Genomic DNA, 12,730 nt, shown 5'->3' on the forward strand with positions numbered 1-12,730 from the left:
GAAGACCGTGACAGTGCTAGGATTCCAATCTTAGCGATTGTCACGGTCTTTTAGTCGCATGAGGATCGTTGCGATTGAATATACAAAAAGATTTGATAAGTTGAATAAAAATCCAAAAAGATGTATACTGGCTAAAAGTGTAAGCAGGAAAGGGTGTAAGAGAAATGAAATCCGTATTTAAAGGCCGTAGTTTTTTAGCGGAGAAAGATTTTACCAAAAATGAATTGCAGTATCTGATCGACTTTTCGTTGCATGTAAAAGAATTGAAGCAAAAGAATATCCCCCATCGCTATCTGGAAGGAAAAAATGTTGCTCTTTTGTTTGAAAAAAATTCTACTCGAACCAGAGCGGCTTTTACCGTTGCTGCGATTGATCTAGGTGCACACCCGGAATTTTTAGGCGCTAACGATATTCAAATGGGAACAAAAGAATCCATCGAAGACTCAGCCAAAGTGTTTGGCCGAATGTTTGACGGAATTGAATACCGTGGATTTAGTCAGAAAATCGTTGAAGATTTGGCAAAATATTCTGGTGTTCCGGTCTGGAATGGATTGTCCGACACCTGGCATCCGACACAAATGATCGCAGACTTTATGACGATTCAGGAAAATTTCGGCAGTCTTGAAGGTCTGACGATCGCTTACTGCGGGGATGGCAGAAATAACGTTGCCCAATCCTTACTGGTGACTAGCAGTATTCTGGGAGTCAACTGTCGAATCATTGCACCAAAAGAATTGCAGCCGGAACAACAAGTCATCGATTTGGCTGAGCAATTCGCCCACTCAACGCAAGCAGAAGTTCTGATTACAGATGACGTGGCAGCAGTAGCTGGCGTCGACGTTGTTTATACCGATGTATGGGTTTCAATGGGAGAAGAAACAAAATTTAAAGAACGCATCGACCTGTTGATGCCTTATCAAGTAAATGCCGAATTAATGAAAAAAACCAACAATGAGCAAGCCATTTTCCTCCATTGTCTCCCTGCGTTTCATGATACACAAACCAAATATGGGGCCAACATTGCTGCAGATTTTGGCTTAAAGGAGATGGAAGTGACCAATGACGTTTTTCACAGTAAACAGGCACGCCAGTTTGACCAAGCTGAAAATCGGCTTCACTCCATCAAAGCTATTATGGCGGTCACACTAGGGGATCTGTTTATCCCTAAAGTTTAATTTTCTGCAAGATCCTTGCAAAGGCGAAAAACAAGCTAGCCAAACCGATTATTTTTTGTTATACTTTCTGGGAACAAAATAGTGGATAATCGATGAGCAAGAAGAGTAACTTTTGTTTTTCAGCGAGTTCGGGAAGGTGGGAGCCGAACAATCAAGAAAGTGAAACGCACTTGTGAGATTTTGCCTAGCAAACGGAATTCTGCCGTTATCAGAAATAAGTCGATCCTTTAAGGACCTTTCCTTAAAGGATAAATAGAGTGGTACCGCGGGAAGTCTCGTCTCTAGTGCATATGATGCACTAGGGGCTTTTTTTGTGTACCGCTACATTTGCTAGGGAGGACTATCGTATCGAAACAAATGGAGGGAAAAAAATGAATAATAAAGAAATCGTTGCACAAGCCATTTTTGCCGCTGTCAAAGAAGAGCTGACTTTGGAACAAGTCAGTCAATTATTAGAAAATCCTAAAAGTGCTGAACACGGAGACGTAGCGTTTCCTGCTTTTGCTTTAGCTAAAGTCTATCGCAAAGCACCACAGCAGATTGCTGGTGAAATGGCAGAAAAAATCGATCCTGCTTCCTTTGAAAAAATTGAAGTCGTGGGTCCTTACTTGAACTTTTTTATGAATAAAGAAGTAATCAGTGAGCACGTCTTAGAAACTGTTTTGAAAGAAAAAAATCACTACGGGGATCAATCCATTGGCAATCAACAGGCAGTTCCCATCGATATGTCTTCACCAAATATTGCGAAACCAATCTCAATGGGACATTTACGTTCTACAGTGATCGGAAATTCGATTGGCTTTATTCTTGAAAAAATCGGCTATCAGCCAATCCGGATCAATCATTTAGGCGACTGGGGAACTCAGTTTGGGAAATTGATCGTCGCTTATAAAAAGTGGGGTTCGGAAGAAGCAGTTAAGAAAGAACCAATCAACGAATTGTTGCGCTTATATGTTGATTTCCATGAGCAAGCGGAAAATGATAAAACATTGGAAGACGAAGCTCGGGCATGGTTCAAGAAGTTAGAAGATGGCGATCCAGAAGCAACCCAATTATGGCAATGGTTCCGTGATGAGTCATTGAAAGAATTTAACAAAATTTACGATATGCTGGAAGTAAGTTTTGATTCATTGAACGGGGAAGCCTTCTACAATGATAAAATGACGGAAGTCGTTGAACTTCTCGAAGAAAAGCATTTGTTGCAAGAAGACCAAGGCGCAGAAATCGTTGATTTGTCTGCCTATGAACTTAATCCAGCCCTGATCCGCAAATCTGACGGCGCCACCTTGTATATCACTCGGGATATGGCCGCAGCGTTGTACCGCAAACGGACCTATGACTTTGCTAAGTCTCTTTATGTTGTCGGCAATGAACAAAGTTATCACTTTAAACAATTGAAAGCTGTTCTGAAAGAAATGGGCTTCGACTGGTCTGATGAGATGCACCATATTCCATTCGGGTTGATCACCAAAGATGGGAAAAAACTTTCTACCCGAAAAGGAAAAATTGTTTTACTAGAAGAAGTATTGAATGAAGCCATCGAATCTGCGAAAGAACAAATCACAGAAAAAAATCCAGGCTTAGTCAACAAAGATGAAGTTGCCAAACAAGTGGGTGTCGGTGCGGTCGTCTTTCACGATTTAAAAAATGACCGTTTGAACAACTTCGATTTCACTTTAGAAGAAGTGGTTCGTTTCGAAGGAGAAACCGGACCTTACGTTCAATATTCTCATGCGCGGGCGATGAGTATTTTAGAAAAAGCGCAATTTGATCCTGCCGCTGTACAAGATTTGGCATTAAACGATCCAGAGAGCTGGGAAGTGATCAAGTTGATCCAACGCTACCCAGAAACGATCCTACAGGCTGCAGATAAATATGAGCCATCAGTGATTGCCAAACACGCGATCAAATTGGCCCAAGCTTTCAACAAATATTACGCAAATGTCAAGATTCTAGCAGAAGATGCGCAAAAAGAAGCACGATTGGCATTGGTTTACGCCGTAACCGTCTTGTTGAAAGAAGACTTACGTCTGTTAGGTTTGCATGCACCTGATAAAATGTAATTGAAAAAAAGATACCAGCGATAGCCCCAAGGCTTGTTGCTGGTATCTTTTTCGATTTTTAGAGAATGGCGTGGGATTTGATGTACTCTGTCAGCTTGATGGCATCTTCATTTGTCCGAGAAATGACTGCCACGGTATCGAAGCCAGCGAGAGAGCAAACTTTTTCAGGCATGGAAACTTCATCTAATGCTGCTGCCAATAAAGGGGCGTTGTCAGGGATCGTATTGATCAACGTCATAAATTGGACACGATCCACTTTGGTGACGACATCTTCAAGCATATGGATCAACCGCTGTTCTTCGGCTTTTGTATTTTCTGGAGAATTGCTTCCTTGAAAGAGAATAAATTTTGTTTGGCCTGTTTCATCAGGCTGTTTAACGATTTTAAGATCCCGGATATCACGTGAGATTGTTGCTTGGGTTGCGGTTACCCCTTGGGCTTCGAGCAACTGCAGCAGCTCTTCTTGGGTACCCACGCTTTGTTCTGCAATAATCTGTTTGATCAATAAATGCCGGTCGGATTTACGCATAAATAGACTCCTTTAATTGTATTATTCAGCATTATCATAGCAGATAACAGGCTAAAAACCTAGAATTTAGTGAAATAGAAGAATTGTTATTTATATGAAATATGCGCTAAGGAACACAGCAATTGAAGAAAAGCAGTTGCAATTCTAAAGTAGCTACTGTATACTATTTAAGGCGTGAGCATTATGACTTTCGCTAATCCCACATCTTGTTCCATCTGCGAAGCGGTGCTGATAATCAGTTCTTCGAAGAGCTAAAGAGCAAGAGAGGAAATCAAAACCAAATTGGAGGAAACAAATCATGGCAGTAATCTCAATGAAACAATTGCTAGAAGCCGGCGTACACTTTGGACACCAAACACGTCGCTGGAACCCAAAAATGAAGAAATATATCTTCACAGAAAGAAACGGTATCTACATCATCGACTTGCAAAAAACTGTTAAGTTAGTAGATGCAGCATACGAATACATGAGAAACGTTGCAGAAGAAGGCGGAGTTGCTTTGTTCGTAGGAACAAAAAAACAAGCCCAAGAAGCAATCAAAGAAGAAGCAATCCGTTCAGGTCAATACTACGTAAACCATCGTTGGTTGGGTGGAACTTTGACAAACTGGGAAACCATCCAAAAACGTGTTGCTCGTTTGAAACAAATCAGCAAAATGGAAGAAGATGGCACATTTGATGTCCTTCCTAAAAAAGAAGTCGTTGGTTTGAACAAAGAACGTGAACGTCTTGAAAAATTCTTAGGCGGTATCGCTGATATGCCTAGAATTCCAGATGTAATGTACGTTGTTGACCCACGCAAAGAACGCATTGCGATCCAAGAAGCACGTAAATTAAATATCCCAATCGTAGCGATGGTTGATACAAACTGTGATCCAGATGAGATCGATGTAGTTATCCCATCAAATGACGATGCGATTCGTGCCGTTAAATTGATCACTGCTAAAATGGCAGATGCATTCATCGAAGGCAACCAAGGCGAAGACCAAGTGGTTGAAGAAGATTTTTCTGCTGAATCAACAGAAAATGCTACTTCAATCGAAGAAATCGTTGATGTTGTCGAAGGCGACAATGTATCAGCTGAATAAGAAATGATGGAGCTGTTTCAAAGGCTAGGCGCCAAGCCTCACTCTCCTTTGAAACAGCTTTTTTAAAAGGCAAGTTTAGGCTTGTTAAATGACATTTAGGAGGAAAACAAAAAATGGCAGAAGTAACAGCTAAATTAGTAAAAGAATTGCGCGACATGACTGGTGTAGGTATGATGGATGCAAAACGTGCCTTAGTCGAAGTCGAAGGAAATATCGAAAAAGCCGTTGATTTATTGCGTGAAAAAGGAATGGCTAAAGCTGCAAAGAAAAATGACCGTATTGCTGCAGAAGGTTTGGCATCTGTTGCTATCAACGGCAATGCCGCTGCAATCGTTGAAGTAAACTCTGAAACAGACTTCGTTTCTAAAAACGAAATGTTCCAAGATTTAGTTAAAGAAATCGCAGAAGTAATCGCTGCAAACAAACCTGCTGATATGGAAGCTGCTTTGCAGTTAGAAACATCAAAAGGTAAAATGGAAGCAGCTTTGATCGAAGCAACGCAAGTAATCGGTGAAAAAATCAGCTTCCGTCGTTTTGAAGTTGTTGAAAAAGATGACAACTCTGCTTTCGGTGGCTACTTGCACATGGGCGGACGTATCGCTGTCTTGACTGTTCTTGAAGGAACAACGGACGAATCAGTAGCGAAAGATGTAGCGATGCACGTTGCTGCCATCAATCCTCGCTATGTGAATGAATCTCAAATCTCACAAGAAGAATTGGATCACGAAAAACAAGTCTTGACTGAACAAGCATTAAACGAAGGCAAACCAGCAAACATCGTTGAAAAAATGGTTGAAGGCCGTTTGAAAAAATTCAAAGCAGAAATCGCTTTGGTTGACCAACCATTCGTTAAAGATCCTGACATGACTGTTGAAAAATTTGTTGCTTCAAAAGGCGCAACAGTGAAATCATTTGTTCGTTTTGAAGTCGGCGAAGGTATCGAAAAACGTGAAGATAACTTTGTAGAAGAAGTTATGAGCCAAGTCAAAAAATAATTCTGTTCCTCGAACAGATGGGAACGCATGGAAGTGCGCTCCCTTTTTTTAAGCAAAAACCGATTTTCAAAAAAATTGCACAAATTCAAACAGAATGGCGCCAATATGCTACAATAGTATTGGAGAATGTACGGAGGAATCATCATGGGTAAAGCAAAATATCAACGTGTTGTGTTAAAACTGAGCGGAGAAGCATTGGCAGGAGATGAAGGCTTTGGTATCAAACCGCCAACGATTCAAGAAATCGTCAAAGAAATCAAAGAGGTTCATGAACTTGGCGTTGAAATGGCGATCGTAGTAGGTGGGGGTAACATTTGGCGTGGTCAAATCGGCGCTCAAATGGGCATGGAACGTGCACAAGCAGACTATATGGGGATGTTAGCAACTGTCATGAATGCATTGGCTTTGCAAGATACCCTTGAAAATGCTGGTGTGCCGACTCGCGTTCAAACATCTATCGAAATGCGCCAAATCGCAGAGCCTTATATTCGTCGCCGGGCAGAACGGCATTTAGAAAAAGGGCGCGTAGTGATCTTTGCCGGTGGTACAGGAAATCCTTATTTTTCAACGGATACGACGGCTGCTTTGCGAGCGGCTGAAATCAATGCCGATGTGATCTTGATGGCAAAAAATAACGTGGATGGTGTCTACTCAGCAGATCCAAAACTCGACCAAAGTGCCGTGAAGTTTGAAGAACTTACGCACTTGGAAGTGATTTCGAAAGGATTGCAAGTCATGGATTCCACTGCAAGCTCATTAAGCATGGATAATGATATTCCGTTAGTTGTCTTTAATTTAAATGAACAAGGAAATATCCGCCGTGCAATCTTAGGAGAACATATTGGAACGACAGTGAGGGGGAAATAGAATGGCTGACAAAATTTTAACAGAAGCAAAAGATAAAATGAAAAAAGCAGCAGAAAACTTGCAACGTGAGCTAGGACAAATTCGTGCTGGCCGTGCGAACGCAAGTATTTTAGACCGTGTGATGGTAACCTATTATGGTGTTCCAACACCGCTGAACCAAATGGCATCGATCACGATTCCTGAAGCCCGGATTTTGATGATTACGCCTTTCGACAAAACCATGATTCAAGAAGTGGAAAAAGCAATCATGCAAAGCGATATTGGTATCACACCTGCCAATGACGGATCAGTGATCCGCTTAGTTATCCCGCAATTGACGGAAGAACGCCGGAAAGAATTAGCAAAAGACGTGAAAAAAGAAGCGGAAAACGCCAAAATCGCTGTTCGTAATATTCGTCGTGATGCAATGGATGCTTACAAAAAACAAGAAAAATCTGGCGATATCACGGTAGATGATCTGCGAGAATCAGAAAAAGAAGTCCAAACACTGACAGATAACAGTATCAAAGAAATCGATCAGATCGCAGCTGAAAAAGAACAAGAATTATTAGAAGTATAAGAAGCGGGACTGTGACATAAGTCAACATCCAACAAGTGAAACCGAATCATATGCTATTGCTAGAGATTCCTCGGATTTTTGCGACGAGGAGTCCCTGCACCGTAGGAGCAATACTAGGGACTGTGACATAAGTCAACATCCAACAAGTGAAACCGAATCATATGCTATTGCTACAGATTCCTCTGACTTTTTGCGACGAGGAGCCACTGCACCGTAGGAGCAATACTAGTTAATGTTCGGATATGGTTACTTGTAGGAGACTTATGGTACAGTCTCTTTTTCTTAACAAAAAGAAAAAATGTTTTTGATTTTCTTTAATATAGATTTCTTTTTTTACTTTTCATAGGCAAGAAATATGATTATTGTTATAATGAGAAGGATGAATTTTACGAAACGGAAGAGGAGCGAATCATATGTTGCGTTTTTTTCCACAAAAAGACAAATATGTTAAGGAAGAAACTGAGTTCGAATTTGATCCGGCATTATCTGTGCCTCAGCATATTGCGATCATTATGGATGGAAACGGTCGCTGGGCTCAAAATCGGCGTTTGCCGCGAGTAGCAGGGCACAAACAAGGGATGGAAACCGTTAAGACGATTACGACCCATGCTTCAAGGTTAGGTGTAAAAGTCTTGACATTGTACGCCTTCTCAACGGAGAACTGGAAACGGCCGAATGAAGAAGTGGATTATTTGATGCAATTGCCTGTTGATTTTTTTGACACATTTGTACCCGAGTTGATCAAAGAAAATGTCAAAGTCCATGTGATGGGCTTTACCGAATATCTGCCTACCCATACCCAAGATGCGGTCAAGCGGGCCATTGAACAGACCAAGGAAAATACAGGAATGGTGCTGAACTTCGCATTGAATTATGGCAGTCGCGCAGAAATGTTGCAAGCAATCCAAACGCTTTATGCAGAACTCGACCACACACAGGAATCTGTGGAAGTCACAGAGGAAATGTTGGAAAAACATCTAATGACTGGCTTTTTGCCAGTGGCACTTCGGGATCCTGAATTGGTGATCCGAACGAGTGGGGAAGAACGGATCAGTAATTTTCTTCTTTGGCAAATTGCTTATAGCGAGCTCTTTTTCACTAAAGCATTGTGGCCTGACTTTGATGCCCAGCTGTTAGAGGCTGCCATCGGCAGTTTTCAGCAGCGGAATCGGCGTTTTGGTGGGGTGAACAAGGAGGAGGATAAACAGTGAAACAACGTGTGATCACCGCAGTGGTGGCATTAGCATTCTTTTTACCTGTGATTTATATCGGAGGAATAGCCATCGAATTGACGGCAGCCTTACTTGCGGGAATTGGTGTATTTGAACTCTTCCGTATGAAAGGATTAGCAGTTCTCAGTTTTGAAGGGGTCTTGTCGATTATTGGGGCTGTGATCCTGGTTTTACCAAAGGATCCTTGGTTTGCCTTTTTACCGGCGAATACAGATAAAAGCGCATTGTTTTATTTGATCGTTCTATTGTTATTAGGAATCGCCGTGGTTTCTAAAAACATGTATACTATCGATGAAGCAGGTTTTCCTGTCTTGGTCAGTCTGTATGTAGGGGTGGGCTTTGAACGCTTCTTGACGGCCCGCTTGGCGCCAGATGGATTGATTGTCTTGATCTTTGGTCTGTTTGTTGTCTGGGCGACAGATATTGGCGCCTATATGGTTGGTCGCCGGTTTGGAGCTCACAAATTATGGCCGGAAATCTCGCCCAACAAAACCATTGAAGGGGCATTAGGCGGGATTGCATCAGCCGTTGTAGTCGCGGCTCTTTATTTGCTCACCTTCCCAGGAAAAGACTACTTTGGTCATGGAAGTTTGGTCATGATTTTGTTGACAATCATTTTTTCTATTGCTGGCCAATTTGGCGACCTCGTTGAATCTGCCATCAAGCGACATTACGGTGTAAAAGATTCGGGAAATATTTTACCTGGTCACGGTGGGATCCTTGATCGATTTGACAGCATGTTGTTTGTTTTTCCAATCATGTACTTATTAGGTGTTTTTTAGAAAGTACGTGATCAAGGACACTGTCGATTTTTAAGTTTTTTTCGAAACTCGAAATTAAAAATAATTCTGATATACCTCTAAATGAACGTTGCTGTTACAGGCGGGCTCATTTAGAGGTTTTTTAATGCTTGTATGGTTGAAGGTGTGATTTTATTGATTCCGGTGTAGTTGTGGGGAAAAGCAGGCAACCGCAAGAGGCGAAGGGAAGGAAAAAAATAGCATCCCGTTAGTGATGGTGTCACTTCTTTAAATTCTTGTTACAATAACGCCGGAAGTTCCTCATTAGGGGCTGGTATGATAAAATAAAGAAAGGTTTCCCCTTTAACCAGAGGGAACAGTGAAAGCGAGGAAACAGAATGAAAACGATTCTTGTGTTTATTATCATATTTTCTGTTGTGGTCGTGATCCACGAATTTGGGCACTACTTCTTTGCCAAACGGGCAGGGATCTTAGTTCGCGAATTTGCCATCGGAATGGGACCAAAACTTTTTGCTCACCAAGGCAAAGATGGCACGACATATACGATTCGAATGTTACCGTTAGGCGGCTATGTTCAGATGGCAGGCTGGGGGGAAGATGAAACTGAATTAACACCAGGGATGCCTGTCTCACTGGTACAAGATAAGGACGGGAAAGTTATCAAGATCAATACGAGCAAAAAAGTCCAGTTGGCCAATGCCATCCCGATGGAAGTTGTAGATTTTGATCTGGAAGAGAAATTGACTATCTCAGGGTATATCAATGGAAATGAACAAGAAAAAGTTACGTATGCCGTCGATCATGATGCAACCATCATTCATGAGGATGGTGTCGAAGTCAGAATCGCGCCGAAAGATGTACAATTTCAATCGGCGAAGCTTTGGCAAAGAATGTTGACCAATTTTGCGGGACCGATGAATAACTTCATCTTAGCTTTTGTTTTGTTCACTGGACTAGTGTTCGCACAAGGCGGCGTGCAAGATGTCACTACTACCAGTATCTCTGGTATCCAAACCGGCTCACCAGCAGCTGCGGCAGGCTTGAAAGATGGCGATAAGATTCTAGCTGTTAACGGTAAGTCCGTGTCTAACTGGCAGGAATTGAGTAGTGAGATCCAAAACTATCCCAATACGAAAATTCCTCTTGAAGTGAAACGAGGAAACGAAACTTTGACGCTTGAAGCAACACCGGAAGGAAAAGCGTCTGAAGGATCAAAAGTTGGTTACATGGGAATTAGTCCAGGTTTGAAATCGAGCTTTGGCGACAAGCTATTGGGTGGCTTGGAGATGACTCTTAGCAATGCATTATTGATCTTTCGTGCCGTGGGTAATTTGATTCTGCAACCAGATTTGGATAAATTAGGTGGTCCTGTAGCGATCTTCCAGTTGTCCTCACAAGCAGCTTCGCAAGGGGTGACCACAGTCATCGCAATGATGGCGGCTATCTCGATCAATTTGGGGATCTTTAATTTGTTGCCTATTCCAGGGTTGGATGGGGGCAAACTGGTCTTGAATATTCTGGAAGGCTTACGAGGTAAACCGATCAGTCAAGAAAAAGAAGGAATCATCACATTAATTGGGTTTGGCTTTTTGATGTTGCTGATGGTGTTAGTAACTTGGAATGATATTCAGCGCTTTTTCTTTTGACAAAGAAAAATAACTGATTGATGCCAAGAAGGGTGTATGGTATAGCAAAGTGTTTGCAGCAAAGGAGAAAAAAATGAAGCAGTCGAAACTGTTTATTCCGACATTGCGAGAAGTACCAAGTGATGCGGAAACATTGAGTCATCAGCTTTTAGTTAGAGCCGGTTATATCCGGCAAGTAGCAGCAGGCATCTACATGTATTTGCCGTTGGCCCAGCGGGTGTTGGAGAAAATCAAAAAATTGATGCGGGAGGAATTAGCCAAAATCGATGCAGTGGAAATGACGATGCCGGTCTTATTGCCTCTGGAATTATGGCAAACCACTGGTCGAGATGGCCTTTATGGGCGCTCCTTGTATCAATTAGCTGATCGGAACGAACGGGAATATGTTTTAGGACCAACCCATGAGGAACCCTTTACGGAGTTGATCAAAAGCGAGATTTCTTCCTATAAGCGTCTGCCGATCAGTTTGTACCAAATCCAATCCAAATACCGCGACGAACAACGGCCGCGATTTGGCTTGATCCGCAGCCGGGAATTCATTATGCAAGATGGCTATTCGTTTCATGCAGATGAAACCAGCTTAGATGCTACTTACCGTCGATATGAAGGGGCTTATCATGCGATCTTGCAACGATGTGGTTTGGACTATCGGGCAGTGATCGGCGACAACGGTCTGATGGGGGGCCACGATTCCAAAGAATTCATGGCACTGTCACAGATCGGGGAAGAATTGATCTGCTATTCATCGGAAAGTGACTATGTGGCAAATTGGAAGATGGCGACGAGTTTGTATGTGTCAAAGAAATCTCACGAAACTTTTCTCGAACGAACAGAGTTGCAAGTTGATCCTTCTTATTCTTTGGAAGAAGTAGCGGCAGCTTGTGAGAGTGATTTGACCAAAATCGTCCAGTCCTTTCTAGTTTTGGCGGATGGTGAACCAGTCATGATTCTTCTTCGGGGCGATCATCAATTGAATGAAGCAAAAGTCAAAAATTTTCTTGATGCGGATCAATTGAAAGTTGCCACACCAGAAGAAGTACGGTGTCATTTGCAGACCGAATCAATCAGTCCGATCGATGTGCCGGATGCTGTTCCTTTATATGCCGATCAGCATGTGCAAGACTTGGCCAACGTAATCGTTTTTGGAAATCAACCGGGACAATATTATCAAAACGCCAATCTTGGCCGAGATTTTACTCCATTGGCGTTTGCTGATTTTCGTTTAGTCCAAGAAGGCGATCCTTCTCCAGATGGCAAAGGGGTCTTGACCTTCACACGGGGAATTGAAGTCGGCCACATTTTCAAACTTGGAACCAAATATAGTGAAAGACTTGGTGCCACGGTGGTGGATGAGAGCGGGCAGGAGACGCCTGTTTTGATGGGCTGTTATGGTATCGGGGTATCCCGACTCCTATCAACCATCGTGGAACAACATGGCAATCAGGACGGTATCGATTGGCCTAAAGAGATCGCACCTTACGATATCCATATTATTCAAACTACGATGGAGGATTCCTATCAGACCGCATTGTGCAAGGAAGTAGAGGAAGCGATGCTTGCTGTCGGTTATGAAGTGCTAGTCGATGATCGCAACGAACGAGCAGGTGTCAAATTTGCCGATGCCGATTTGATTGGTTGTCCGATTCGTTTGACCATCGGCAACAAAGCAACCGAAGGCATTGTCGAAATTAAAATCAAACATACGGATGCCACCGTTGAAGTCCGCAAAGAAGAAGTAGCAACGACATTAACGATCTTATTGACCGCATCCGAATGATCCATGTCAAAAATCGAGGAAGGGAGCAGCCCTTTCTCG

General features: G+C 42.4%; 11 protein-coding genes and 1 other annotated feature. Of the genes, 10 read left to right on the forward strand and 1 reads right to left on the reverse strand.

The genetic code is table 11. From position 1 onward, the window contains the following. Positions 1-164 precede the first annotated feature (164 nt). The gene (gene argF, locus Q0A12_RS02955; protein ID WP_291291219.1) at positions 165-1,175 is read left to right on the forward strand and encodes an ornithine carbamoyltransferase; all 1,011 of its coding nucleotides are present in this window, start codon (positions 165-167) and stop codon (positions 1,173-1,175) included. Between the two features lie 83 nt (positions 1,176-1,258). Then, positions 1,259-1,461 (forward strand) — a binding site (T-box leader). An 85-nt stretch (positions 1,462-1,546) separates the two neighbouring features. After that, the gene (gene argS, locus Q0A12_RS02960; RefSeq protein ID WP_291291220.1) at positions 1,547-3,238 is read left to right on the forward strand and encodes an arginine--tRNA ligase; all 1,692 of its coding nucleotides are present in this window, start codon (positions 1,547-1,549) and stop codon (positions 3,236-3,238) included. 58 nt (positions 3,239-3,296) lie between these two features. On the opposite strand, the gene Q0A12_RS02965 is transcribed toward argS, so the two are convergent. Beyond that, positions 3,297-3,767 (reverse strand): ArgR family transcriptional regulator, encoded by a 471-nt coding sequence (locus tag Q0A12_RS02965; protein WP_291291221.1) that lies wholly within the window; start codon positions 3,765-3,767, stop codon positions 3,297-3,299. Positions 3,768-4,065: 298 nt separating this feature from the next. Here Q0A12_RS02965 and rpsB point away from each other — a divergent pair, with 298 nt between their 5' ends. The 8 genes from rpsB (at position 4,066) to Q0A12_RS03005 (ending at position 12,691) form a co-directional block, all read left to right on the forward strand. Further along, entirely contained in the window at positions 4,066-4,854 is a 789-nt protein-coding gene (gene rpsB / locus Q0A12_RS02970) for a 30S ribosomal protein S2 (protein ID WP_291291222.1), read from the forward strand. A gap of 113 nt (positions 4,855-4,967) precedes the next feature. Continuing rightward, the gene (gene tsf, locus Q0A12_RS02975; protein WP_291291223.1) at positions 4,968-5,849 is read left to right on the forward strand and encodes a translation elongation factor Ts; all 882 of its coding nucleotides are present in this window, start codon (positions 4,968-4,970) and stop codon (positions 5,847-5,849) included. 144 nt (positions 5,850-5,993) lie between these two features. Beyond that, a complete protein-coding gene (gene pyrH, locus Q0A12_RS02980; RefSeq protein WP_291291224.1) occupies positions 5,994-6,716 on the forward strand; it encodes a UMP kinase in 723 nt (240 codons plus the stop codon). 1 nt (position 6,717) lies between these two features. Beyond that, positions 6,718-7,275 (forward strand): ribosome recycling factor, encoded by a 558-nt coding sequence (gene frr / locus Q0A12_RS02985; RefSeq protein ID WP_291291225.1) that lies wholly within the window; start codon positions 6,718-6,720, stop codon positions 7,273-7,275. Between the two features lie 413 nt (positions 7,276-7,688). Beyond that, complete coding sequence (locus Q0A12_RS02990; RefSeq protein ID WP_291291226.1) at positions 7,689-8,486, forward strand: isoprenyl transferase; 798 nt, start codon at positions 7,689-7,691, stop codon at positions 8,484-8,486. After that, positions 8,483-9,289, forward strand: a complete 807-nt coding sequence (locus Q0A12_RS02995) for a phosphatidate cytidylyltransferase (RefSeq protein ID WP_291291227.1) — start codon at positions 8,483-8,485, stop codon at positions 9,287-9,289. Before Q0A12_RS02990 ends, Q0A12_RS02995 begins: the two co-directional genes overlap by 4 nt. A gap of 356 nt (positions 9,290-9,645) precedes the next feature. Beyond that, entirely contained in the window at positions 9,646-10,914 is a 1,269-nt protein-coding gene (gene rseP / locus Q0A12_RS03000; RefSeq protein ID WP_291291228.1) for an RIP metalloprotease RseP, read from the forward strand. A 73-nt stretch (positions 10,915-10,987) separates the two neighbouring features. Further along, the gene (locus tag Q0A12_RS03005; RefSeq protein WP_291291229.1) at positions 10,988-12,691 is read left to right on the forward strand and encodes a proline--tRNA ligase; all 1,704 of its coding nucleotides are present in this window, start codon (positions 10,988-10,990) and stop codon (positions 12,689-12,691) included. Positions 12,692-12,730 lie beyond the last annotated feature (39 nt).

Origin of the sequence: Enterococcus sp., from assembly GCF_022711995.1 — a bacterium.
Classification (GTDB): domain Bacteria; phylum Bacillota; class Bacilli; order Lactobacillales; family Enterococcaceae; genus Enterococcus_D.

What these genes read in the sequence shown, in the direction of transcription:
- argF (WP_291291219.1), top strand. Translation starts at nt 165, where the DNA reads ATGAAATCCGTATTTAAAGGCCGTAGTTTTTTAGCGGAGAAAGATTTT.
- argS (WP_291291220.1), top strand. Translation starts at nt 1,547, where the DNA reads ATGAATAATAAAGAAATCGTTGCACAAGCCATTTTTGCCGCTGTCAAA.
- Q0A12_RS02965 (WP_291291221.1), bottom strand. Translation starts at nt 3,767, where the DNA reads ATGCGTAAATCCGACCGGCATTTATTGATCAAACAGATTATTGCAGAA.
- rpsB (WP_291291222.1), top strand. Translation starts at nt 4,066, where the DNA reads ATGGCAGTAATCTCAATGAAACAATTGCTAGAAGCCGGCGTACACTTT.
- tsf (WP_291291223.1), top strand. Translation starts at nt 4,968, where the DNA reads ATGGCAGAAGTAACAGCTAAATTAGTAAAAGAATTGCGCGACATGACT.
- pyrH (WP_291291224.1), top strand. Translation starts at nt 5,994, where the DNA reads ATGGGTAAAGCAAAATATCAACGTGTTGTGTTAAAACTGAGCGGAGAA.
- frr (WP_291291225.1), top strand. Translation starts at nt 6,718, where the DNA reads ATGGCTGACAAAATTTTAACAGAAGCAAAAGATAAAATGAAAAAAGCA.
- Q0A12_RS02990 (WP_291291226.1), top strand. Translation starts at nt 7,689, where the DNA reads ATGTTGCGTTTTTTTCCACAAAAAGACAAATATGTTAAGGAAGAAACT.
- rseP (WP_291291228.1), top strand. Translation starts at nt 9,646, where the DNA reads ATGAAAACGATTCTTGTGTTTATTATCATATTTTCTGTTGTGGTCGTG.
- Q0A12_RS03005 (WP_291291229.1), top strand. Translation starts at nt 10,988, where the DNA reads ATGAAGCAGTCGAAACTGTTTATTCCGACATTGCGAGAAGTACCAAGT.